General features: G+C 41.6%; 19 protein-coding genes, 1 pseudogene and 1 riboswitch. Of the genes and pseudogenes, 2 read left to right on the top strand and 18 right to left on the bottom strand.

Features of this window, described 5'->3' with window-relative positions:
* Positions 1-18 precede the first annotated feature (18 nt).
* The 12 genes and pseudogenes from G622_RS0108880 to acpP all read right to left on the bottom strand — a co-directional run bounded on the left by G622_RS0108880 (position 19) and on the right by acpP (position 12,791).
* Positions 19-1,641, bottom strand: a complete 1,623-nt coding sequence (locus tag G622_RS0108880) for an ABC transporter substrate-binding protein (protein WP_026510429.1) — start codon at positions 1,639-1,641, stop codon at positions 19-21.
* A gap of 580 nt (positions 1,642-2,221) precedes the next feature.
* Positions 2,222-3,553 (bottom strand): annotated as a pseudogene (locus G622_RS0108875) (sirohydrochlorin cobaltochelatase); the annotation flags it as partial.
* Positions 3,554-3,714: 161 nt separating this feature from the next.
* A riboswitch (cobalamin riboswitch) is annotated at positions 3,715-3,926 on the bottom strand.
* A gap of 72 nt (positions 3,927-3,998) precedes the next feature.
* Positions 3,999-4,460, bottom strand: coding sequence for a MarR family winged helix-turn-helix transcriptional regulator (locus G622_RS0108870; RefSeq protein ID WP_026510427.1), 462 nt, complete (start codon positions 4,458-4,460; stop codon positions 3,999-4,001).
* A gap of 727 nt (positions 4,461-5,187) precedes the next feature.
* A complete protein-coding gene (gene fabZ / locus G622_RS0108865; RefSeq protein ID WP_044957393.1) occupies positions 5,188-5,640 on the bottom strand; it encodes a 3-hydroxyacyl-ACP dehydratase FabZ in 453 nt (150 codons plus the stop codon).
* 109 nt (positions 5,641-5,749) lie between these two features.
* Entirely contained in the window at positions 5,750-7,018 is a 1,269-nt protein-coding gene (fabF, locus tag G622_RS0108860) for a beta-ketoacyl-ACP synthase II (RefSeq protein ID WP_026510425.1), read from the bottom strand.
* Positions 7,019-7,037: 19 nt separating this feature from the next.
* Entirely contained in the window at positions 7,038-7,775 is a 738-nt protein-coding gene (gene fabG / locus G622_RS0108855) for a 3-oxoacyl-[acyl-carrier-protein] reductase (protein WP_026510424.1), read from the bottom strand.
* 24 nt (positions 7,776-7,799) lie between these two features.
* A complete protein-coding gene (gene fabD, locus G622_RS0108850) occupies positions 7,800-8,738 on the bottom strand; it encodes an ACP S-malonyltransferase (protein WP_026510423.1) in 939 nt (312 codons plus the stop codon).
* On the bottom strand, positions 8,735-9,634 hold the full coding sequence (locus G622_RS0108845) for a DUF561 domain-containing protein (RefSeq protein WP_026510422.1): 900 nt from the start codon (positions 9,632-9,634) through the stop codon (positions 8,735-8,737). Before G622_RS0108845 ends, fabD begins: the two co-directional genes overlap by 4 nt.
* A 35-nt stretch (positions 9,635-9,669) precedes the next feature.
* Positions 9,670-10,617, bottom strand: coding sequence for a beta-ketoacyl-ACP synthase III (locus G622_RS0108840; protein ID WP_026510421.1), 948 nt, complete (start codon positions 10,615-10,617; stop codon positions 9,670-9,672).
* Positions 10,618-10,622: 5 nt separating this feature from the next.
* On the bottom strand, positions 10,623-11,438 hold the full coding sequence (locus G622_RS0108835; RefSeq protein ID WP_442855610.1) for an acetyl-CoA carboxylase carboxyltransferase subunit alpha: 816 nt from the start codon (positions 11,436-11,438) through the stop codon (positions 10,623-10,625).
* A 221-nt stretch (positions 11,439-11,659) separates the two neighbouring features.
* Positions 11,660-12,511, bottom strand: coding sequence for an acetyl-CoA carboxylase, carboxyltransferase subunit beta (gene accD / locus G622_RS0108830; RefSeq protein ID WP_026510419.1), 852 nt, complete (start codon positions 12,509-12,511; stop codon positions 11,660-11,662).
* A gap of 52 nt (positions 12,512-12,563) precedes the next feature.
* Complete coding sequence (gene acpP / locus G622_RS0108825) at positions 12,564-12,791, bottom strand: acyl carrier protein (protein ID WP_026510418.1); 228 nt, start codon at positions 12,789-12,791, stop codon at positions 12,564-12,566.
* Positions 12,792-13,142: 351 nt separating this feature from the next.
* Between acpP and G622_RS25695 the strand changes: the two genes are divergently transcribed.
* Positions 13,143-13,307 (top strand): hypothetical protein, encoded by a 165-nt coding sequence (locus G622_RS25695; RefSeq protein ID WP_155831440.1) that lies wholly within the window; start codon positions 13,143-13,145, stop codon positions 13,305-13,307.
* A 137-nt stretch (positions 13,308-13,444) separates the two neighbouring features.
* On the opposite strand, the gene G622_RS24540 is transcribed toward G622_RS25695, so the two are convergent.
* From G622_RS24540 to G622_RS24535, 5 genes are all read right to left on the bottom strand, one after another.
* The gene (locus G622_RS24540) at positions 13,445-14,758 is read right to left on the bottom strand and encodes a putative bifunctional diguanylate cyclase/phosphodiesterase (RefSeq protein WP_049945763.1); all 1,314 of its coding nucleotides are present in this window, start codon (positions 14,756-14,758) and stop codon (positions 13,445-13,447) included.
* Positions 14,755-16,071, bottom strand: coding sequence for a GGDEF domain-containing response regulator (locus tag G622_RS0108810; RefSeq protein ID WP_026510417.1), 1,317 nt, complete (start codon positions 16,069-16,071; stop codon positions 14,755-14,757). Before G622_RS0108810 ends, G622_RS24540 begins: the two co-directional genes overlap by 4 nt.
* Positions 16,072-16,164: 93 nt before the next feature.
* On the bottom strand, positions 16,165-19,623 hold the full coding sequence (locus G622_RS22270; protein WP_049945762.1) for a DegV family protein: 3,459 nt from the start codon (positions 19,621-19,623) through the stop codon (positions 16,165-16,167).
* Positions 19,620-21,671 (bottom strand): hybrid sensor histidine kinase/response regulator, encoded by a 2,052-nt coding sequence (locus G622_RS0108800; RefSeq protein ID WP_026510416.1) that lies wholly within the window; start codon positions 21,669-21,671, stop codon positions 19,620-19,622. Before G622_RS0108800 ends, G622_RS22270 begins: the two co-directional genes overlap by 4 nt.
* A 17-nt stretch (positions 21,672-21,688) precedes the next feature.
* Positions 21,689-22,534, bottom strand: a complete 846-nt coding sequence (locus G622_RS24535; protein ID WP_049945761.1) for a response regulator — start codon at positions 22,532-22,534, stop codon at positions 21,689-21,691.
* A 312-nt stretch (positions 22,535-22,846) separates the two neighbouring features.
* On the opposite strand from G622_RS24535, the gene G622_RS0108790 reads away from it, so the two are divergent.
* On the top strand, positions 22,847-23,236 hold the full coding sequence (locus tag G622_RS0108790) for a hypothetical protein (protein WP_026510415.1): 390 nt from the start codon (positions 22,847-22,849) through the stop codon (positions 23,234-23,236).
* A 190-nt stretch (positions 23,237-23,426) separates the two neighbouring features.
* Here the strand turns inward: G622_RS0108790 and G622_RS0108785 are convergent, their stop codons facing one another.
* On the bottom strand, positions 23,427-23,729 hold the full coding sequence (locus G622_RS0108785; protein ID WP_026510414.1) for a hypothetical protein: 303 nt from the start codon (positions 23,727-23,729) through the stop codon (positions 23,427-23,429).
* Between the last annotated feature and the right edge of the window lie 204 nt (positions 23,730-23,933).

Raw genomic sequence — 23,933 nt, 5'->3', positions numbered from 1 at the left:
TATGTTTCCTAATTCCATTTACGATAACTTATTCAGGTAAGTGTAGTCTCTGTCCACATCACTTAGCACATCACTTAAGTCTCGCAAAAATTCGGCCATTCCTGTTATCTGCTGAAAAAGATTTCTCTCCGTACAATAAACTCTTTTTTCTTTTACCGCTTTAAAATCGCTAAACAGTTTATTCTTTGCAATGAGGTCATCGATAGAATGAATCTCGCCACCGATGGTGCTGTTGTAGATTATTATATCTGCCAAAGCCGCCTCTCTGTAAAAATCCTCCATCTGCATGTTCATGGTTGAGAGGGCATTTTCCCCTTCCCCTGCTCCAAGGAGGGCATACTTTCCGCCTGAAAGCTCAATCATCCTGGTAATATAATCACCGGATTTTCTTACATTGATAAGGCCATTTGCGGTTACATGGAAAAAGGCAACAGTTTTTCCTGTCTTCTTATTATCATCCATGATTGCGCTCATGGAACCAAGCTGATCATCAAAATATTGTTCTGCTTCTTTTTCCCTGTCAAAAAGTGCTCCGTAAAGCTTTATCCATTCAAGCCTTCCAAGAGGATGCTCCTCGTAGCTGGAAGTCTCAACAAGTACAGGTATGCCTAGCTCTGTAAGCTTTTCTTTAACTGCGGGCTCATGATATATCATAGTATTTTCTATGGCAAAATTGCAGCCTGCCCCAAGGATAACCTCGTAATCGGGAGCTCTGTATTTTCCCGCATATATTATTTTTCCATCCTGCATGGCATCCTTCGCAGCATCAATGTACCAGTCTTCCTTCTTTGTACCTGAAAGCTTTACCATATCAAGGGCGCCGCAGGTGTTAATAAGGTCCATTGCAGATGTTGATACAAGATAAGTCTTATCAAGAGGCTTTTGCAAAATCACAACATCCTTGCCTGCTTTTTTAAGGATATTACTTGTTATCTTCTCATCTGAACCTTCCGGTAAAACCAGATAGTTCCCGGAATTATCTATAGATATGAGAGAATAATCTCCGTATTTTTCTATTTCAAAACCTGTAGCATATTTAAGTTCTGTCTTGCCGGTAAAGGATAAACCTGCATCTTCAAGCGCAGCTTTTAACTCAGATAATTTCGCATCTGAGTTCTTATCTTTCCTTGTTGAAGGCTCCTCATTGCCTGCTTCTGAATTCTCTCCTACTGGGCTACTTTCATTTTCTGCTTCTAGATTTTCTTCTACAGAAGTATTACCATCGTGTTTTTCGCCCCAGGTTATCGTATATTCAATTTCATGAGGGACACTCATTGCCACTGTATCCCCGATAACCGTCAGAGGTTCATCTATATTATCTATATCTACGGTAAAGGTCGATTCTCCACCGTTATTTTCATTTTCATATTTTTGCCCGTTTACGATCATGTAGTCATAATTGCTGCTGCTCCAGACAAATTTAGCAGAAAGCTTTCCATTATTATCAGTAATCTCTACCGGGGATTTGATATAAGCTTTCCCTGTTCCGCCTTCAAAGCTTATATCAACAAAGTAATTATGTTCTGATATTACATTTATATTCTGATTAGTGGAAGTAACCTCCTGCGAAGCGCAGGAGGTTATGATAAATGTTGCTAATATTAAAATACATAAAGAGGTTATTGTTTTTCTAAAATTCATTAAATCCTCATTCTTTTGTGCCTGCCGGACTTTAGTTCTGCATTTTTCCTGAAACCAATTTGTAATTCTGATAAATACAGTATTTCTTCGCAGGCATTTTATTACACTAACAGTATTTACTTATATTTAGATTCCTGTTTTTTTCTAAGAAAAACCCTATCAGTTATTACTTAGCAGGAGTTTCAACAACTACCTTGTGGTCGTACCACTTTCCCTTTGTTCCTATCAGCGCAAGGTCAAATTCCTTATCAAGATAGGGAACAGGAACATCAAAACCGTTTACTGTCTCTGTTGTACCGTCACTGTAGGTAACCTCATCCTTTGTGGGCTCAAGAAGAACTGCACCATCCTTCATAGCATCCTCAGCTGTTCCGGGAAAAAGATTTACAATGTTCTCGGAAGGAAGGCTGATATGAATTACCATCTCACCATCTTGTACGGTTAAAGTTCCCATGTCCTCATAGACTTCGTTTACCTTAAACATTGAACTGTCAGTTGTGAATTTTGCCTGATACTCTCCGTTCTCAATTGCCTCAGCACTTTCCTCCTTTGCAGCAGTTTCACCTGCTTCAACACCTGATTCAGAGATTGCTGCTGCAGTATGAGCTACATATAAATCCTTAACTGCATCGATTCTTCCAAGACCTTCTATCTGGCAGTCTATTTTCTCAAAAGCTCCGGAAGCCTCAAACATGTTCTTCCAGGAATCCTCATCATCTCCAGCCATATCGTTGTTTGCATGATCACCTGCAACAACCATCAAAGGACGAAGAATAACCTTTGTATAGCCTGCTTCCTTGACATTCTCGATTACCTTGTCACAAGCAGTTTCTTCAGGCTCACCCTCAACTGTTCCAATGAAAACATTGTCATAGCCAAGTTCCTTCATCTGAGTTGCCATCTGAGAATAAGTAACTTTTGCAGTGTGTGCTGTTCCGTGTCCCATGAATACGAAAGCAGTCTGATCATCTGCTGCAGCTTTAATGCTTTCAAAACCTGCTGACTTTACAGAAGCTTCCACAACCGCCTCGGCAACAGCTTTCTTATCTTCATTTATTACACTTGCATCACTTCCTACTTCTCCAAGAAGGGGCTCTGCAATAACTACGCTGTCAAATTTATCTGCATAGTTGTCAATTGCTTCCTTGAGCTCATCGTACTCAGCACCATGCATAAGGTGTGTAGGCTGAACAACAAGATTTTTTACACCATTCTGGACTGCTCTCTCAAGAGCCTGTTCCATGTTATCAATTTTCTCACCATCTCTTGCCTGAACATGGTTGATGATAATCTGAGCAGTGAAAGCTCTTCTTACAGACCAGTCAGGATAAGCATCAGCGATAGCTTTTTCAACTCCACTTATATCTTCCACCCTGCTGTCATTAAAAGATGTTCCAAAGCTGACAACAAGTATCTCATTTTCTCCGATGTTATCTGTATTAAGCGGATCATCCTTTGATGCATCACCTGTATCTCTTCCAAAGTAATCAGGATCTGCGTTTTCACCTTCTACAAGTTCCTTCTGCTCATCTGTAAGATTATCCCAGGCAGCCTTTGCTTTTTCACAAAGCTCATCTGTCTCGTCGGTTCTCTGCTGAACATAGATAGAATCTATAAGGTCAGCTACTTCCTTAGCTTTCTCCTCATCACTCATATCAGCATCATCCTCTGTCTCTTCTGCATCCTCTGCCTGCTCTTTAGCGGCATCCTCTTCTGCTTCAGCTTCGCTTACTTCCTCACTTGCTTCATCAGCCTGCTCTTGCGCTTCTGCTTCCTCAGATGCTTCATTTGAACTTTCATCAGAAACAGTTTCCTGCACTGCTCCGGATTCAGCTCCTGTTTTGCCGCATCCAACAACCAGTGACATTGAAGTTGCCATTGCAAGCACTGCTAACACTATTCTTCTTTTCATAATATAATGCCTCCTTTTTATATATAGAAAAAACTCATTCCCAAAATCCGGAAATGAGTTTTTTGCACACAAAACTACAGGGTTCTATTTTTCATAAACCCTTCTATTCGGTACGGCCAATTACTCGTGGTCCGGATTACAATTTCCAAAAGGAAATCTTATCCTGTACCAGCTTCATGGCAGGTTTCCTGGCTCATGGATCATTATGCTGCTATCTGCCTTCCCGGGATTCCCCAGTGGTCATAAAATGCGATATCAGCACTCCCCATTTACAGTGACGAGTTCGCACAGGTTTTACACCTGTTTCCCTTTTACCCTCTGCAGTCAGATAAACTTCCCTGACTTAAGCGGCACCACAAAACTGTCTATATTCTATTTTGAAAAAGTCCTTTAATTACTATTCAAGCTTCTCTTACAGCCTGAATTACTCAAAACTAATCCCATATCAAATGGATGTATTCTTAAAAGCTTCAATATCAAGCTCAGGCATAAGCTCTTTGTTTATGATATCCAGCATTTCGTTAAGCTTTTTATAGTCCTCAGGAGAGAATCTCTTCTCGCACCTCTTCATAAGGATCTTCAGATAGTCCTGATTGATCTTGCAGAAATCAAGATACTTCTTGGTGGGACGAAGGTGAAATTCTCTTCCATCATCCTTGGACTGCACTTTTTCAAGATATCCTTTTTGAACCAGACACTTGATTCTGTGAGCAGCATTGGGAGAGGATATATTAAGCGTTTTTGCAAACTCAGCAATAGTTGGCTCATTCATAGCCATTATTATCTCCATACTGAAAGTTTCAACCGTTGTGAGTGTTGCCTCTCTGTTTTCATAACGCGAATAAACCTTCAGGAAAAAATGAAGGCGAAGCTTATCATATATATGACTTATGGCATAATCGAGCATTTTATATATTCCTTTGAAAATAATGATGTAAGGATCAAAAGTAAATTTAGCCCATTACTGATGATAAAAGTTACTTTTTCCGAAACTTTCGCAATTCAAAACAATCGAAATCCGTTAATTTACTGTGTAATCTGCTACCTACTCACGTTTAACGGTTTAATATGTCATGATTCGATTTATGCAGGCATAAACGAATTATGGCCTTTGACCCTATTTTGTAACTTTCATCTAGTATAGCATACTTTGCAAAGATACCCATCACTGAAACCCGAAAAGGTATTAAGCCAATCTTAAAGTTTTCTAAAGAATGACTGACGACTTTCTGAAAAAGCGCATACATGAATCATATTTTCATGCATTATTAGCATTTTGAATACATCAAATGACCAATTTCATTGAATTTCTGATACTTCAATGTTCTTTTTTGAACAAAATAATCAGTCTAAAATAAGATTTTAATTAGTCAGACTCCTCATAAACGAAATAACGTCAACTTTCCACAGCAAAGGATATAACTTCACATTAATTCCATTTTGAACCTTCAAGATAATACATTTAGCACAACTCACCTGTCAAGCAGTAAAGGACATCTCAGCGCTCTGCTAATGTAAAAATCCGGAATTTCTGATAAAATTCCGGATCCTGTCACTATATTATGAGGTAAGGTACATTAAGTAATTATGCTATTTATGCAAGCATAATCTCATTATAACCTTTGCTCCTCGTATCATATTATTGAAAATGTAATTTCAGCCTTAGTGACAACTACTCCGTCCACAAGAGCCTCTGCTTCTGCTACTCCCACAGGGCCTTTGCATCTGACCATCTGACAGCGGAGCTCAAGAACATCCCCTGGAGTTACAGGCTTTTTGAAGCGGGCATTCCTTATGCCTCCGAACAGAGCAATCTTACCTCTGTTTTCAGGAAGAGATAGCGCTGCAACAGCTCCTGTCTGTGCAAGTGCTTCAATAATCAGAACCCCGGGCATTATAGGTCTTCCGGGAAAATGTCCCTGAAAGAACTGCTCATCCATACTGACGCACTTTCTTCCCACAGCCCATATTCCAGGCTCATGATCTATAATTCTGTCCACAAGAGCAAAAGGATACCTGTGCGGCAGTATTTCAGCTATTTCCTCTGCAGTAAGTGATTTCTTTTCAACTCTTTCTTCTATATTCATACTATTTATTTTCCTCTAAATGCGATGACAGAGTAACCCTATCTTCCCTATCATTGCAAAATAATCAATACGACTTTCCAAGCGCTACACAAAGAACGTTCAAAGAATCTTAAAACTTCTTAAAGATGAGACAAGCGTTGTGTCCGCCAAAGCCAAGGCTGTTACTAAGCACATACTTAAGATCAGATTCTATGCCCTTACCGGGAACATAATTAAGATCCAGTTCAGGATCAGTTTCCTTAAGTCCTACAGTCGGAGGAACGAAACCGTCTTCCAATGCCTTTACACTAAATATAGCCTCTACTCCGCCTGCGCCGCCGAGGAGATGTCCTGTCATTGACTTTGTACTGGAGACGTAGAGTTTCTTTGCATGATCGCCAAAAACTGATTTTATGGCTGCTGTTTCATACTTATCATTAAGGCTTGTTGATGTTCCGTGCGCGTTGATGTAGTCGATATCATTTTCACTGATTCCTGCATCTTTGATGGCAAGCTTCATGCAAGCTGCGCCGCCGACTCCGTCCGGTGAAGGAGAAGTTATGTGATAAGCATCGCAGTTACTTCCATAACCAACTATCTCAGCATAGATATGCGCGCCTCTGCTGACAGCATGCTCGTATTCTTCAAGTACGAGGACACCGCTTCCCTCGCCCATTACAAAGCCGCTTCTGTCCTTATCAAAAGGAATGCTTGCTCTTGCAGGGTCTGTAGAATCTGAAAGTGCCTTCATATTCTGGAAACCTGCGATTCCAAGAGGAGTTATGCTGCTCTCAGTTCCGCCGCAGATCATCACATCCTCGTAGCCATCTCTTATTCTGAAAAAAGAATCTCCGATGGCATTACTTCCGCCTGCGCAGGCAGTAACAGGGCAGGTGCACATTCCCTTAAAGCCATGAGCTATTGCTATGCGGGCTGCTGCCATATTACAGATAGCCATAGGCACAAAGAAAGGGCTGACCATATTGTTACCTTTTTCCGTCATGCGGTTATGCTGTTTTTCAATATCATCAAGTCCACCGATTCCGCTTGAAATAATAACTCCGCATCTTTCTGCTGCTATCTCGGATACAGGAGTATCAAATTTATACTCTCCGTCAGCAGACTTGCAGAGACCTGAATCCTCTATTGCCTCTTCAGCGGCATATAAAGCAAGCTGAGTAAATCTCGCCATATGACGAATTTCTTTTCTGTCCAGCTTCTTTGCAGGATCAAAATCCTTGACCTCAGCTGCTACCTTGGTCTTATACTCTGTGGTGTCAAATACTGTTATTTCTCCGATTCCTATTCTGCTATTTTTTACACTGTCCCAGCTCTCTTCTACACTGTTACCGATTGGATTGACTGTACCAAGGCCGGTTACGACTACTCTTCTCTTCATATCGTTCCTTTCTTACAACTTACATTCCCATGCCGCCATCGACTCCAAGTACCTGACCTGTAATATAGCTGCTCTTCTCGTCTGCCAGGAAAAGCACAGCATTCGCCACGTCTCCGGGCTCTCCCATTCTCTTGGCAGGAATTGAATTATTGATGTTATCCTTTTGTGCATCTGACAGCACATTTGTCATGTCAGTTTCGATCATTCCGGGTGCAACAGCATTCACGGTAATATTTCTTGAAGCCAGTTCTTTTGCGCTGCTCTTTGTCAGGCCGATAAGTCCTGCTTTGCTTGCACTGTAATTTGCCTGTCCCGCATTTCCGTGAACACCGACAACACTGGATATATTTATTATTCTTCCATAGCGCTGCTTCATCATGGGTTTTGTGACAAGCTTACTCATCAAAAATGCGCCCTTTAGGTTTGTAGACACTACGCTGTCAAAATCCTCAGGACTCATTCTCATAAGAAGTCCATCCCTTGTGATTCCGGCATTGTTTACGAGCACGTCAATTCTTCCGTACTTCTCAACTACTTTTTGAACAAGCTCTTTGCAGGATTTTTCATCTGAGACATCTCCCTTGAAAAGAACGACATCCTCAGCACCTTTTTCTCTGCAGAGCTGCTCAGCTTCGGCAGCAGCTGCATCGTTTCCTGCATAGGTAATCACAACATTATATTTATTCTCTGAAAATGACAGTGCAATTTCCCTGCCAATACCACGGCTTGCGCCGGTTACAACTACTGTTCGTGCCATTTGTGTTTCCTCTACTTATTCATCTCACTGAGCTAATGCTACAAAATCCTCTATATCCTTAGAAGTTTCCAGGGTGATACACTCGATGTCATCAATGTTCTTTTCCTTGGCAGTTCTCTTTACAAAGCCTGTAAGAGCTTTTCCGGGTCCGATTTCAACAAAACGTCTTACACCCTTTTCAAGCAGATGCTCAATTGTCTGAGTCATCTTTACGCCGCTCTGAACCTGTTTTTCAAGAAGTTCTTTCACAGATTCATCGCTTCTTCTTTCATCTCCCTTGACATTGAATACCACAGGAATCTGCTCTTCATTAAAGGTGATTCCTTCAAAGTATTCCTTCAATGCGTCTCCCGCAGGAGTCATGAATTTGGTATGAAAAGGGCCACTGACATTAAGATACATGCATCTTTTTGCGCCATTTTCCTTGGCGAGTTCTACTGCCTTATCAACCGCAGCCTTTTCACCGCCGATTACGATCTGTCCCGGGCAGTTGTCGTTACAAATGGATACGACTCCAACTGAAGATGCTTCATCAACTGATTCCTGAAGCTTATCTCTGGAAATGCCGATCACTGCTGCCATTTTTGACTCAACACCCTCTGCTGCCTTTGTCATGGCTTCTCCTCTGAAGGCTGCCAGATCAATTGCAGTCTTTGCATCCCATACTCCTGAAGCTTCAAGTGCTGAATACTCTCCCAGAGATAAGCCTGCAAGATAGTCAGGTTTTATTCCCCTTTTATTCAAAATCGCTGTTACACCGGAGGCAAAAGCAACCATGCAGGGCTGGGTATATTTTGTAAGACTAAGCTCCTCATCAGGATCCTCAAAACACATCTTTTTAAGGTCAAAAGACAGCTCCGCCTTATCAAAAATCTCTCTGAATTCCTCAAAATCGCGGTAAAGATCCTCGCCCATTCCCTTATGCTGGCTCCCCTGTCCCGCATATAAAAATGCTGTTTTCATTCTCTTACTAGCTCCTCAAAAATTTTTCTCAAAGGCCTGATTTCCTTGACCTGTCCGCAAGTCTGTCCTGCCATGAGACTTCCGGTTTCGGTATCTCCTTCAAAAACCGCTCTTCTAAGACTTCCAAGTGTAAATTTCTCAAGCTCTAAAAGATCAGCTCCTGCCTTTTCCTGCTTAATGTATTCACGGCTCATCTTGTTTTTAAGGATTCTTACCGGTGTTCCACCGATTCTTCCTGTGACGATAGCATCTGTTCCCTTCGCCTTGATGACCGCCTTTTTATAATTCTCATGAATAGGACATTCATCACTGGCAAGAAGACATGTTCCGACCTGAATGCCGCTGGCTCCAAGTGCATATGCCGCCTTAACCTGTCTGCCATCCGCAATACCGCCTGCTGCAATAACAGGAATGTTTACCGAATCAACGGTCTGCGGAACCAGAGTCATTGTGGTCATCTCTCCGATGTGTCCACCACTCTCACAGCCTTCAGCGATTATCATATCCGCTCCGCATTTCTCAAGAGCCTTTGCAAGTATAGGTGCCGCAACTACCGGAATCACAATGATTCCTGCTGCCTTCCATTTGTCCATGTACTTTGCAGGATTTCCTGCACCGGTTGTGACAACCTTTACCTTTTCCTCCACCACAATGTCAGCAAATTCGTCTGCGTCAGGATGCATGAGCATTATATTTACACCAAAAGGCTTATCTGTTTTGCTCTTGCAGATCCTGATCTCATCTCTTAGCATCTTGGGGGTCATACCGCCTACACCTATAATTCCAAGCGCTCCTGCGTTTGAACATGCTGCTGCAAAAGATCCGGTGGCAATGTTAGCCATGCCTCCCTGGATTATGGGAAATTCCGTTCCGAGTATTTCGTTAATCTTTTTCATTTTTTCATTCATCCTCTATTAACACCGATACTGCACTATCTTCCGGCATATCGTATGAGCGCTCCTGCCCATGTAAGTCCTCCACCAAAACCGACCAGCATTAAAAGATCCCCACTACTTAGCTGTCCGCTTTCTGCAAGTTCATCAAGTGCTATCGGCACTGAAGCAGCACTTGTGTTGCCATAACGGTCCATGTTTTTGTAAAATCTGTCCGGATCAGCCTTCATCCTTCTGACAACAAAATCGATAATTCTTTCATTTGCCTGATGACATATCACCTTACTGACATCACCGGAAGAATATCCGCTCTTTTCTTCAAGCTCCTTTATACACAGAGGAATAATTGATGTTGCAAATTTAAAAACATCCTGCCCCTGCATTTTTATGTGGCTTGGTTCTTTTCCGGGTCCCTCTGCAAGAATTTCATATCCGCCTCTTGCCCCTAAAGTTGAGGCATAAGGCGCATCCTCCGAGAGCCTTACAACTGCTGCTCCCGCACCGTCTCCAAAGAGAACACAGGTGGAACGGTCAGTCATATCAAGTAATCTGGACAGCTGCTCACATCCAACTACAAGAGCGTATTTTTCTAAAGATCCATTTAGCATCCCTCTGGCAACTTCAAGCCCGTACAGAAAACCGCTGCAGGCTGCATTTATATCAAAGCTTGCGATGTTTTCCCTAAGCCCCAGCTCCCTCTGAACCATGCATGCCATACTTGGCGTTGCATAATCTCCTGAAAGTGTTGCACATATACATACTCCTATATCCTGTGCATTAAGTCCCGAGGACTCTATCGCTTTACATGCTGCCTTTATCGCAAGTTTGTCCGCACTCTCATTTTCATCACAGAAATATCTCTGCCTGATACCGGTCCTGGTAGTAATCCACTCATCACTTGTCTCAACTATTTTGGCAAGATCATCATTGGTTACGACTTTTGAAGGAATCGCTCTTCCAGTTCCCAATATTTCAATATTTTTCATCCCTCTTATCCAATCTTCCTGTACTTCATCTGTCTGTTTTTCTTACATCCGGAGGGTGACAGTGCCATAAGCTCTTTCAGATTGGAATAAAGCTCCTTATCAAGGTTTTTAAACACTTCCTTATAATCCCTCTGGGCACCGCCGACAGGCTCTTTTATAACGCAATCGGCAACACCGTCCTTAAGGAGATCAGCCGCTGTAAGCTTCATAAGCTTGCATGCTTCCTTGTGTCTGTCAGCATCCTTCCAGAGAATACTTGCAAAGCCCTCAGGACTGAGAATTGAATAGACTGCGTTCTCCAGCATAAGAATCTTGTTGGCAACGCCTATCGCCAGAGCTCCTCCGGAATTGCCTTCACCTGTGACAACGGCTATGATCGGCACATGGAACTGACTCATCTTGGCAAGGTTCATTGCAATCGCCTCACCCTGACCATGCTCCTCAGCCTCAAGCCCCGGATATGCTCCGGGAGTATCTATAAAGGTAATGATCGGTCTCCCGAATTTTTCTGCCTGATTCATAAGCCTTAAGGCTTTTCTGTAGCCCTCCGGGCAAGGCATTCCGAAATTATAGGCCATGTTTTCTTCCACGGTATGCCCTTTTCTGTGCCCAAGAACAGTGACAGGTATCCCGTGAAATCTGGCAATTCCGCCATATATGCTCTTGTCCTCATCAAAGAGGTGATCTCCCTTTTGCTCAAAGAAGTCTGTAAAAAGTCCCTCTATAAAATCTTCTATGTGCGGCCTTAAAGGGTGTCTGGCAAGAAAAACCTTTTCATCAGGAGACAGCTCCTCACATTCGGAAAGGAGACAGTCACGCATTTTTTTAAGCTTGCCTATCTCTATTCCCTGAGCTTCCCAGGCTTCGTACTCATCCTCAATGCCCTCGAGGATCTCGTCATATTTAAATGCTGTTTCGACAAGTTCGTCCGTCTCTCCTGCCGCTTTCTTTTCAAGTTCAGATATTTTCCGGTCGAGTTTTTCTACTGATTTTAAAACCTTCTCTATCATGGATTAATCCCTCCATCACCTCAAAACAAAACTCATTTTGAATGCAGCTCTATAAGTTGGATCAGTGTATCCCTCATCTCACTTCTTGGCACTATCTTGTCAACAAAACCATGAGCCTCCAGATATTCGCTTCTTTGGAAGCCCTTAGGGAGCTTTTTATGGATAGTCTGCTCAATTACCCTGGGACCTGCAAAGCCTATCAGCGCTCCGGGTTCGGCAAGAGTTATGTCGCCAAGAGAAGCAAAGCTTGCCGTGACACCACCCGTCGTTGGATGAGTCAGGAAGCTGATATAGAGCCCTCCTGCCGCATTGAACTCCTCAATAGCTGCCGCAGTTTTTGCCATCTGCATAAGGCTGAATATTCCTTCCTGCATCCTGGCTCCTCCGCTGGCTGAAAAGATGATCAGGGGCAGACATTTTTCAGTTGCATATTCAACTGCCCTCGTGACCTTTTCCCCTACGGTACTACTCATACTTCCCATGAAAAATCTGCTGTCAAGGACAATAGTTACAACCTTATGTCCATTGATTTTCCCGGTGGCTGTAACAGCCGCCTCGGGAAGTCCGGTCTTCTCTGTCTGGCGCTTCAATTTATCCTGATACTCCGGAAAATCCATGGGATCCTTTGCCTTAAGGTCTTCGTTCAACTCTTTGAAAGTTCCCTTATCAAGTATAATAGAGAGTCTGTAGTAAGCCCCTATCGGTCTGTAATTGCCGCAGACCGGACAAACATAATAATTCTTTTTCCACTCCTGTTTCAGAGCTCGTCTGTTACAGGCCTTACATGTTATAAAAACCGGCTCCTTGTCCTTTTTCAAAAGGACCTCGCCAATGTCCTTCCTTACTCTTGCAGGAAAGGATAATGAGTCAAGAAAAGTCCCCATTCTGCTGCCTCCTCTATAAACTATTCCATAAGGCGCTGCCATCGAAACTTTATTATTTATGTGCCTCGATTGCGTTAAGTACGTCCTGAACTGTCTTAAGATTTGCAACTTCCTCATCAGGAATCTTTACACCAAGTCTCTCCTCGATTTCCATGTGAAGCTCAACAACGCTGAGTGAATCTGCACCAAGATCATCGATAAGGTTTGATTCCTTTGTAATCTTCTCCTCATCTACTGCAAGAATCTCTGCTATAAGTCCCTTAATTTCTTCAAAGCTCATTTTATTTTCCTCCGTTTTAACTAAATTCTTTTTAATTAAATTACTTTGAAATAATATCCTTAAAGTTTCCGTTTGTCAACGTAGTAATGAATGCCACCTTTTATAGTCCAGGCTTAGTTTCCGTGGTTTTCTTGTCCCCTTCTGAATTTACCAACATAATTAAGCCTAGTTGAAACTGTCTGATTGCGAACAATTTTTCACTATTTCCGGTGCTTTATGAAAGTTAAAAACATTTTATTTTCCTATAAACTTTTCCAAATTCCACTTCGATAATATTATTGAACACACAAAAGAACATGCAAAACGGCCGGTCGCATGAAACATAATTATTACTGACGGAGGAATAGGACAATGTATATGTATGAATTGTTTCTTGCAAAAGATATAAATGGGAAAAATGTTCACTTTATAGAGACTGATCACAAAGTAGATGACCTGGAAAAGTGGCTCAAGAAACTTGTTAAAGACAATACCATTACAGAAGATATCGCAAATGCTGTTACCTTCGTCTGGTAAGTAAAAAACAGAATATCAAAAATCCACAGCTCGACAAGTCAGATACAATAAGATCAGTCCACAGAGCCAGGGACATAACACATAAAAACAGGGACTATGCTTGACGAAGCATAGTCCTTTTAAAATGTCATCCAATATTACTTTTTCTCATATTTTTTATTACGGAGCCTGTCCTCAAACTCCTCAACGGGCAGGGGTCTGTCGTAGAAAAATCCCTGAATCACAAAACAGCCTACCTTGTTAATAAAATCTATCTGATCCTGTCTCTCAACACCTTCAGTGATAATATCCATTCCAAGGCTTGTTGCTATGTGGATTATATCTCTGAGGATTATTTCATCCTTCCAGGAAAACTCCTCGGTATTTATAAAGGAGCGGTCTATTTTCAGAGTATGAACCTGGAATTCTCTAAGAGTTGCCAGTGATGAATATCCGGCACCGAAATCATCGATTGCCGTCATAATCCCTCTACTATCCAGATCACTTATAAATCTGGCGAGTTCTCCGTGCTCCTGCTCATCGACGGTCTCGGTAACTTCGATCTCGATAAACTTCTTATCGATTCCGGAATTGGTTATGATCCTGTCGATGTTTTCCGCCAGATCAGGATCCATCAGATCTTTTCTTGAAAAGTTGACTGAAATAGTTACAGGCTCTATTCCCTCATCAATCCATCTCTTGATATCAGTACATGCTCTTCTCAATACATAATAATCAAGAAGAACTATCTCTCCATTGGTCTCGAGCGGCGGAATAAATATTCCGGGAGATACCATCTCTCCCTTATGTTTCCAGCGCACAAGTCCCTCAGCTCCTACAAGCATATTGTTTCTCGAATCAACCTTTGGCTGATAGTACACAAGAAACTCATGGTTACTAAGAGCACTCTGATACCTCTGCAAAACAGATTTTTGTACTGCAACGCGCTCAACCATGGCATCTGTTACGCTCACCACGGGAACATGCTGAATATGCTTTGCGTACTGCAAAGCAATTGAAGTCCTTCCTATGGTCTCTCCGGGATCTGTAAATTCATCATTTATATCCCAAAGACCTATCGTAGAAGGTATGCGAAGTTTATAACTATGACCCTCTGTTTCCAGAATAATCTCTATTCCGTTTAGAAGACGACAAAATTTCTCTTTTCTCTCCTTCTTAACCAGCGCAACGAAATTGTCACCACCAAGATGCCCCAGCACCTCGTCATCCTCAAGAAAATCCTTGACCTTCTCGGATAACCGAACAATTATCATGTCACCCTTTTCCATTCCATATCTCTGATTGATGTTGCCAAAGCCCTTGAGATTGAAATAAAAAGCAGTATAGTTCTGAATGGTTCCGTCCTTCATTTTTCTTATTATTTCATCCAGATAACCGCCGGCGTTAGGGAGTCCAGTCAGATAATGTATTTTTCGGTCTTCAAACATTTTTCCCCTCTCATCTTCTTTCATGCTCTAATAATCTCCATCTCGTAGCTTATCAAATATTTACCTGAGGAATCCATCTCTTTCCATTTATCTATAATTCTGTTAATAACTGTTTCGCTGTTAATTGCCTCGGTCTCAATAAGAATTACCCTGATATGGCTGTAGCCGTTTTGAGATACCACATCGCTTCCACGCAGGGATTCCTTTACAATCTGATAAAACTTCTCACCTGTCTCGGCATCAACCTTATCATTCTCCTTGTCTGAGGGACTTATGGTAAAAATTATATAGCGATTGCCAACCTGGTAATTATCCTCAACCCTGCACAAAAATCTGTATATCAGCTTAAACTGGTCTCCGTTCAGGGCGTAGGCACCTTTTCCCTTGCTTCTCTCAGAGAGTATCATCATATCCTGGACGATATCGGATGCAACAGCGGCTTCACCATAATTGTCCTTCTCAGACTCTACAAAAATACAATATCCGTGCTTTCCATTCTGTTTTACATTATAAAGTGCCTTATCAGCCTTTTTATAAAGCGTAAGGAAATCCGTTCCTTCTTCAGGAGCAATAACCGCCCCCACTGAGGCACCAAGGGGTATGTTCATATCCTCCCCCATAAATTCCTTCGCTGATTTTAAAAGTTCGTCATTTATGTACCTGGTTTTCTCCGCAATTATTTTTTCATCCATTGCATTCTGACAGAAGGCGATGAATTCATCTCCTCCCATTCGTCCTGCTACGTCATTGGTTCTGATAGCTGTTCTTATTATTTCGGCAAATCTTATGAGAACTTTATCCCCCATGCTGTGCCCATAAATATCATTGACCAGCTTGAAGCTGTCAAGATCGATCATCATAAGCACGCCTTTGGTTTCTCTGCACATGGCACCTATCTCTATCTGTGATGATGCCTTATTGAGCAGCCCTGTCATGGGGTCTGTCTCAGCCGCCGCCTTCAATCCCTTAATCTGTTCCACATTCTTAAGGATATTCTCCACGCGCTTGATAAGAACATCTGCCCGAAACGGCTTTCTTATAAAATCAACTGCACCGGCTTCAAATCCCTTGCCCTCTGTCTCTTCATCTGCATCCGCAGTCATAAACATCACAGGTATATGTTCAGCGTATTGATCCTGTAATGTATTCTGAAGCTCAAAACCTGACATTCCCGGCATGTGCAGATCAGTAAGAATCATGTCAGGACGTTCATGCTTATATTTCTCTATTGCTTCCGTACCGGAAGTAACACAAATAGTCTCATAATGAGGCGCGAGAATATGCTGTGTCATTCTAAGAGTAATTCTTTCATCATCTACTATCAGAATTTTCTTCATGAAAAACAACCTCTAAGAAGCTAAACCACCTGCTTACATTATACTCGCCAATAGTTCAAAATTGCGCGAATAAACGAATTTTTTAAACTTTTTTTATTTTTCTTCAGACAGAAGGCTGACGATGCCGTCGTAATTATATTGTGATGCAAGTCTCTTTATCTCATCGAACTTTTCCTTATCAGTCTCAGGAATCTCGTAATCTGAAAGCTCCAAAAAGGCTTCATCTATGGCATCACTGTCCATATCTTCCGCAGCCGCGGATATCGCTTCATAGACACTGTCCATAAGGAATGAATCTGCCATGGGTTTTAATGCTGCGGCGCTCTTTCCTTTACTCTTTTTACTGTATAAGTCTGAAAGCCTGTCCTTATATGAAAGATACTCTTCCATAAATTCATCATACTTATCCCGGATGTATACGATATTTTCTTCCTTACCAGCGGTTTCAAGGCTCTGAGCTTTTTCTGCAAGCGCGGTAGCACCTATAAGCTTACATGAACTCTTAAGAGCATGAATTTTTATCGTATAATTCCCCCAGTCCTCCTCTTTATATGCAAATTCCAGTTCCCTTGCTCTCTCATCAATTGAATTATAAAAAATCTCCAGCACCGTTCTGAATGACTCCTCAGACCCGCTGTTTGTAATTGCAGTTTCGCCATCTATTCCTTCAATATTTGCATACCACGGTTTGTTATCATCTGCACCCTTAGGTTTAGTATTTCTGGTAAAAATATCCCTGCCGGCTTCATAAATCTCATTGAAGAAAAGGGCCTCTGACTTTGCTGTTTTCCCGGTATCTTTCTTATCATCAGGATCATCCGGCTCATTAAAATCAGTCCGAAGAGGCAGAATAGATGAAACATTGTAGGATTTATCCCCTTTAAGGAAATAAAGAAGTCCAAAGGAGCCCGGTCCGCAGTTGGAAGAAATAGCCGCAGAAGCCCTCTGGAAAACAATATGTTCAAAATCTACTATATTAGATACTTCCTTCCTGATTTTTTGAAGCATCTCTTCATTTAAATCGACATAGGTTATAAAAAGGACATCCGTATCCGGTATCTGCCCTGTTCGAAAAGCTGATCGGATATAGGTTTTATAGGCATCCCACTTACTTCCCACACAGATTGTGCCCAGTTTTACTTTATCATCTGAGAATCTAAGGCACGGACGAAGACTAAGGGACTCCGCTACTCTGTGCATTCCTACACCTATGCGGCCGTTTCTTTTCATAAAATCAGTACTGTCTATGATAAAGCTGCACTTTATCTTTTTCTTTACCATCTCGAGTTCATCAATGATCTCTTCAACCGGCATATCCCTTTGAGCAAGCTTACATGCTATAAGAACCAGCAGACCTGTGGCGCTGGAAAGGGCTTCAGAATTGATAACCGTCACATTATCAAACGCTTTGGAGGCTTCGATTGCACGGTTGTAATCCTCACTCATACTGGTTGTAAGTGCAATATAGATAACATGATGAGCTCTCTTTAAAGCTTTTGCGAAAAACTCAGTGTAAACAGCGGTCTCAGGCGGAGCTGACACTGCATTTTTCCCGTCATTTATATACCTTACCAGTTCATCAGAACCAATCTGGGTTCCATCTTTAAATACTCCATACTCAGTCTTAACAACAAAGGGTAGGATAGGCAAACGTGGATCCCTCATAGATGCATCAGGAAGATCGCACATACTGCTGGTGGTGATAACAACAGGTATCTTCCTGTTATACCCGGCGGTGGCATTGGTCTGCCCCTGCATACGCCTTGTCTGGCTCTTTACATCAATCTTATCCCCCTGAATATGCCCCATCATCATCTCTTCCAGGGCCTCACCGGATACCGGTTTTACAAGATAGCCGTCAAAACCTGCATGACTGTATAGTTCTTTATTATCGCTTCCGGCATTTGCCGTAAGAATGATCACAGGGGTTTGCTGATTAAGTCCTCCTACCTGATTGCGGATCTGATTAAGACACTCAATTCCATCCATCTCAGGCATAAGATGATCCATCAGAATAATGTCGTACCTGGTATCAACTGTAGCTTCAAGAGCCTTTTCCCCACTGGTAGCAACATCTATGTGCATCTTTGTCCCAAGTAAAAGCTTTCTTTCTACTTCCAGGTTCATCTCATTATCATCAACGATGAGAACACTGGCTTCCGGAGCTGTAAAGGAGCATTCATAGGCATGCTTTTTAACTTTTCCGTAATTCTGTATACTCAGTTCTCCGATTGCCGTAGGGTCAGATACGCCCTGTTTTATAGTGACATTAAAGGTGGACCCCTCACCGTATACGCTATTTACAGAGATACTTCCATCCATCATCTCCACGAGCTGCTTGACGATACTTAGTCCGAGTCCGGTTCCTTCTATATGTCTGTTTTTCTCTTCATCCACTCGTTTAAAGGCATCAAAAAGATAGGGAATATAGTCCTTCTTAATTCCCATGCCCGTATCGGAAACCGAAATTCGAAGCAATACAACATTTTCCCCTGCAGTCTCGCTTTCAATATGAAAACCTATGCTTCCTTCTCTGGTATATTTGACTGCATTATTCAGTATGTTGATGAGGATTTGTTTGATCCTGACTTCATCGCCGTAAAGGATCGAAGGAACACCCGGATCAACACTGACATTCAGGTCAAGACCTTTTTCCCTGGACCTTAGCCATATCATATTTACAATCTCGGAAACCAGGTCTCCCACGTTGTAATCCACGGGGACTATTTCCATGCTTCCTGCCTTCATCTTGGAAAAATCAAGAATGTCATTAATAAGCGCAAGCAGCATTTTTCCTGCACCCTGTATGCCAAGTGCATCTTTTGCCACTTCATCTGATATATTCTCTTCCCTTAAAATGAGTTCATTTAACCCCAAAATTGAGTTGATGGGAGTCCTTATTTCATGACTCATGCTGGAAAAGAAGCGGTTCTGTGACTGGTTAAGTTCTTCAACTCTCTCTGCTTCCTTTTTAGCCTTTTCATTTTCCTTTCTGAACATACGAGTCTGATAGGAAACCATACCAAATAAAACAAGGCTCACCAAAATGAATGAAATGAATGAATCTATGAAAAATTCATTGCGATTCTGGTACAGCACAAGCTCAGGATAAAAATATTCCAGGCAATAACAGGAAAGCGCCAAAACCAGCATCAATGAAAGCATCACATTTCTTACTTGACCTGAAAGTACCATTCCAATATAAAAAAAGGCGAACAACAGCCAGAGTATTCCGCTGCCTTCCGCGCCGCCCCCAAGGAAAAACTCCATTGGAAGTACAATAAATATTCCTCCGACAATTATTATCTTCGCAATCAGCTGGAACTTTTTATGATAGGCACAGAGCGTCATCAGTACAGGCGTAACTACAACCATTATGAGCAAACTTATGATTTTGAGTATATTTGCACCCATAATGGCATCCACTATCAGGGCAATGGTTACCGCAACATTGGATATTATTGTGAGAAGTATGAACACTCTTTCTGAAAAGCTTCTGTTTTCACTATTTATGTTTGTCAGTATTCTTTGGATAAAATCTTTGACATTCATGATTTTGCACCTCCCTCAGCCATACGCACTTTGGAAAGTACACGTGACATAACACGTTCAAAATCCGGAAGACTTATGGGTTTTCCTATAAATCCGTCAAAGCCCTCTTTGACAAACATCTCCCTTGCACCTGATACCACATTGGCTGTAAGAGCAATAACAATTACATTTTTACCCATCACAGCTGCCTCAGATCTGATGCGATGCATCGCCTCAACGCCATCCATCTCAGGCATCATATGGTCCATGAATACCAGGTCTATGTCGTCTGCTTTAAATTTACTTATAGCTTCCTTGCCGCTCTTTGCGGTTTCAACTATCATTCCGTAGTCTTCAAAAAGGCCTTTTGCAACCACGAGATTCATGGGTTCATCATCCACAACAAGCGCCCTTATTCCATCCAGTTCCGGAGGCTTGTAATTATCATCCAGTTCTATATTCTCGGCATTTAGTCCTTCGTTTAATATCTTTACGACAGGATAAGCGTAAATAGGCTTAGGCATAACCATTACACGGCTTCCGGCTTTGGGTCTGAATCCGTGATCTGCTGATACTGCGATGATGATATCACCTTTACTTAGTTCATCAAAATACTTTGAATTGGCTTTGTATTCTTCCTCTCCCATAAAGATAAAAGAGACATTAAGATTATCGCATAGTCTCTCGATATCTTTTATTGTCTCTGCAGGGTATAGCGGTATCTGCAGACCTGTAGCAAGATTTGTTGCCATATCACTGTAGAAATCTCTAACCCTGGCAACCTTATACTTGTCAGGTCTTACGTGGAACAAAATATCTCCGGAGAATGAATCATCCTTTTTAAGGCATGGCTTTGGATCAACAACCTTCTGAGGTATGGTTGCCCTCACGGTGGTTCCTTTTCCATACTCGCTCTCAATCTTGATAAATCCATTCATTCTGTGAACGAATCCATAAACGATAGAAAGTCCAAGGCCCACGCCACCTGAGCTTCTGTTCCTTTGCTTATTCACCTGAAACAAACCATTGAATGCCGAATCCACATCCTTTTGCCTCATGCCTATTCCGGTATCTGTCACTTCAAGAATAAGGTTTACGCCATATTCCATTTTTTCCGCAGTCAGCTTTACATATACGCCGCCGTGCCTGGTAAATTTGAAGGCATTTGACAGCAGCTGATTGAAAATCTTATGAAGTTTTTTCACATCCCCACACATCATTGTAGGGACATCAGGGGACATATCGACGATAAGTTCGAGATCTGTTTTATCAGAAACCATGCGAAAACTTGTTACCACATCATTAATAAGAGATGTGCTCATATAGTTTTCTTCTTCAAGAATCATGGCACTTCTTCTGGTTTCCGTGTAATCCTGGATGTCTTCAATCTGATTAGAAAGACGAATACCGGCCTCTTTTATTGCATTTACTTCGCCGCCAAAACCTTTTTTCAGAAGAAGGTCAGACATTCCACTGACGACGTTGACCGGAGTTCTTAGCTCATGAGAAATATTAGAAAGGAAATCCTCCATATCCTGATCATATTCATGCATATGCTCCTGCATCCGGCTCAGGCGTTCCTGCATCTCGCTTCGTCCCTGAATAGCCTTGCAGCAGCCTGTATACACGTAAAGTACTGCGACAAAATGAAGCATGGTCCTTGAAACAGTCAGAAAATCGAAAGTCACTGACCCACCGATCATGCCAAGCCAGATCTGTATAAGCAGCAAAAAAAGATATTCGGCAAGAAGCAGATGCATCATATAAAAGCGGTCCATAAGAGAATATGCAACCATGATGAAACTGATAACTATTGCGATATCTACATAACTTGTTTCATGAATTCCATGGTAAAAAGATGCCATCATGGCATAGATGAGATAGCACACTTCACGAATGTTTTCTTCAGGCCTCTCTGTGATATGCATGACCCACAGGGAGACTGTTCCAATTATGATAAGCGGTGAAACCCAAAACTCCCATTTGAGAACACTCCCCTCAAATATCAGGGCAATACATGAAATGGACACCAACGAGATAATATATATATTATTGTTTCTTCGATCCATAGGGTTCCCCCCGCCGTTCACTGACCAATCTTTTCATCAATAATAGCAAGAAGATTCTCACGTGTAGTGGATTTTAGCACATAACCTGCGGGTTTCAGTTCCATTACCCTCTCCACTCCTTCTCTTGTACTAACGCCTGTGAGAAATATTACCGGAATATCTTTTGTTGTGGGTTCCTGCCGCAGCATCTGAAGGACCTGCGCCCCATCAACCACAGGCATCTCATAATCCAGCAAAATCAGATCAACAGGTTTTTTCAGAAGGAATGTGATTGCCTGCATTCCTGCCGTTACCACATCTGTCTTATAAAACCTTTTGATCCATGTCTTCACCATCATTGCATAGGAGGGATCATCATCAACAATAAGGACTCTTTTTCTTGTATCTGCGTCTTCGTCATTCGAAAGTGCTGCCTCATCCGGGTTAGGTCCACCGCTTTCCTCAGCAGCTTTTTTCCTCATTTGTATCTTTTCGTAGTTTTCCATTACTTCATCAACTACGTTGCAGAACGCTTCAGGCTCCACAGGACGGATCAGCCATTTGTAGGATGCAAATTCCGGAAACTCATTCACCAGAACTTCCTTATCCCCTGCATCTCCGATAAAAATGATAAAACCGTTATTGTCCACGATCAGGTCTTTGATATGAGCCATGTTCTTATGCCCATACTTGGCATAAAGAATATCCTGAGGATTATATATGATAAATACCCCTGCATTTTTTATGTAATTCTCCAGCCTGTCAAAATTACCGAATATAGAATACGTAGTGTAATTATCTGCTTTAAGTCTTTTTTCAAGTCCGCTTATGACAATACTTGATTTTTCCATTAAAAAAATAACTCTTTTAGACTGCTCAAGCATCTTAACCCCTCCAAAATACTGTATCACTGCCTAAGTCGTAAGGTTTGGTTTTTTTACAATTTTAAATTCCTTATTTAACGTATTTTTATAAAATTTCCCACACCTTTTTGGTGTGGGAAGCCTTTAAAACAATCTTAGCCTATTATTATTCTACAACGAAAATTACCCAAAATGCGTTTGTTTATGTTTTTTTTAGGAACTATTCAGAATTGATGTAACAAAAGTATCTGCCGGTTAATAAACTGATTTAACCTTCTAATTTTGACAATGCAATATGTATTTATCCTTTTAATTATGTCAATTGCCTGAAAAGTGTTATCATTAAATCAAACAAACATAGCTACTGAAGATGACATCGATAATAATCTTGTATATTGGGCTTCGATATTCAAAGCAACTACATGGGAAGAATTTAAAGCTCTTGCTGCCGGAAACCCGGCCATGGAGGAGGTGGGCGATTTGATCCTTGAACTTAATACTGACAACCAGACAAAAGAACTACTTGAAGGGCAACGCAGATACAGAGAGATGATGGCTTCACAGTATACTGCAGGCTATACTGACGCTGAGGATAATTATAAGAGCATAATTGCTGATAAAGATGCCACTATCGCTAATATGGGTGTCACTATCGCTGATAAAGATGCAGAAATTGCCGAGTTAAAAAAGGCTCTGAATGATATAAAGAGGCAATCAAAATAACCTGCTTTTTTATATTCAGGCTACTTATAAGCACTGATGATCCCTATGCGGCCCAAATAAAGCGCTGTCATAGGGATTATTCTATTGCTTATGCCGTCCTATTAATATGTCCCTAAGTCAAAACAGCATAAAAGTCCTCCCGCCACTAATTCGAAATAATGACAGGAGGACTTATCTTACTTCTTATTCTTTACTCTCTTAACTGTTGCGTTCTATCGACAAGTGCCTGTGCAGTGCCGTTAGCTGTCAGTTTTTTAGCAGTTGGAGCGGTTTTTACTTTCGCTACTTCCATCTCAGACTTTTTATAAATAGGTGCACTGTACCTAATCTGCCAACCTTCTTCACTTTGAATAAGAAAATTGTCCCGTCCATTCCCTTGTGGCTCCATATTGAATTTTGCATAAACTGTTAGATTTTCAATTAAAACACCTTGGCCATAATCATCACTTGTCTTTAATTTCTGCGTACAGGCATCATCAGCATAAAACGTCACTAATCCGGATATACCCTCAGTCCCCCATTTAACTTTCTTTTTGGATGCATTTTCCGGGAGAATTGTCTCTTATATTTATGATTGACATCTTATTCTTAATATTGTATTATTCCACTTGTTCAAAAGGCCATATATGGTGTCAGGGAGTATCTCCCACATTTTCCACAGATTGTTTGTGCAAGCGATGTAGGATATAATTATAGT

Origin of the sequence: Butyrivibrio sp. LC3010, assembly GCF_000424385.1 — a bacterium.
Classification (GTDB): domain Bacteria; phylum Bacillota; class Clostridia; order Lachnospirales; family Lachnospiraceae; genus Butyrivibrio.
The sequence above is the reverse complement of the archived record's forward strand: the minus strand, read 5'-3'. Positions and strand labels throughout refer to the sequence as shown.

What these genes read in the sequence shown, in the direction of transcription:
- G622_RS0108880 (WP_026510429.1), bottom strand. Translation starts at nt 1,641, where the DNA reads ATGAATTTTAGAAAAACAATAACCTCTTTATGTATTTTAATATTAGCA.
- G622_RS0108870 (WP_026510427.1), bottom strand. Translation starts at nt 4,460, where the DNA reads ATGCTCGATTATGCCATAAGTCATATATATGATAAGCTTCGCCTTCAT.
- fabZ (WP_044957393.1), bottom strand. Translation starts at nt 5,640, where the DNA reads ATGAATATAGAAGAAAGAGTTGAAAAGAAATCACTTACTGCAGAGGAA.
- fabF (WP_026510425.1), bottom strand. Translation starts at nt 7,018, where the DNA reads ATGAAGAGAAGAGTAGTCGTAACCGGCCTTGGTACAGTCAATCCAATC.
- fabG (WP_026510424.1), bottom strand. Translation starts at nt 7,775, where the DNA reads ATGGCACGAACAGTAGTTGTAACCGGCGCAAGCCGTGGTATTGGCAGG.
- fabD (WP_026510423.1), bottom strand. Translation starts at nt 8,738, where the DNA reads ATGAAAACAGCATTTTTATATGCGGGACAGGGGAGCCAGCATAAGGGA.
- G622_RS0108845 (WP_026510422.1), bottom strand. Translation starts at nt 9,634, where the DNA reads ATGAAAAAGATTAACGAAATACTCGGAACGGAATTTCCCATAATCCAG.
- G622_RS0108840 (WP_026510421.1), bottom strand. Translation starts at nt 10,617, where the DNA reads ATGAAAAATATTGAAATATTGGGAACTGGAAGAGCGATTCCTTCAAAA.
- G622_RS0108835 (WP_442855610.1), bottom strand. Translation starts at nt 11,438, where the DNA reads ATGCGTGACTGTCTCCTTTCCGAATGTGAGGAGCTGTCTCCTGATGAA.
- accD (WP_026510419.1), bottom strand. Translation starts at nt 12,511, where the DNA reads ATGGGGACTTTTCTTGACTCATTATCCTTTCCTGCAAGAGTAAGGAAG.
- acpP (WP_026510418.1), bottom strand. Translation starts at nt 12,791, where the DNA reads ATGAGCTTTGAAGAAATTAAGGGACTTATAGCAGAGATTCTTGCAGTA.
- G622_RS25695 (WP_155831440.1), top strand. Translation starts at nt 13,143, where the DNA reads ATGTATATGTATGAATTGTTTCTTGCAAAAGATATAAATGGGAAAAAT.
- G622_RS24540 (WP_049945763.1), bottom strand. Translation starts at nt 14,758, where the DNA reads ATGAAAGAAGATGAGAGGGGAAAAATGTTTGAAGACCGAAAAATACAT.
- G622_RS0108810 (WP_026510417.1), bottom strand. Translation starts at nt 16,071, where the DNA reads ATGAAGAAAATTCTGATAGTAGATGATGAAAGAATTACTCTTAGAATG.
- G622_RS22270 (WP_049945762.1), bottom strand. Translation starts at nt 19,623, where the DNA reads ATGAATGTCAAAGATTTTATCCAAAGAATACTGACAAACATAAATAGT.
- G622_RS0108800 (WP_026510416.1), bottom strand. Translation starts at nt 21,671, where the DNA reads ATGGATCGAAGAAACAATAATATATATATTATCTCGTTGGTGTCCATT.
- G622_RS24535 (WP_049945761.1), bottom strand. Translation starts at nt 22,534, where the DNA reads ATGCTTGAGCAGTCTAAAAGAGTTATTTTTTTAATGGAAAAATCAAGT.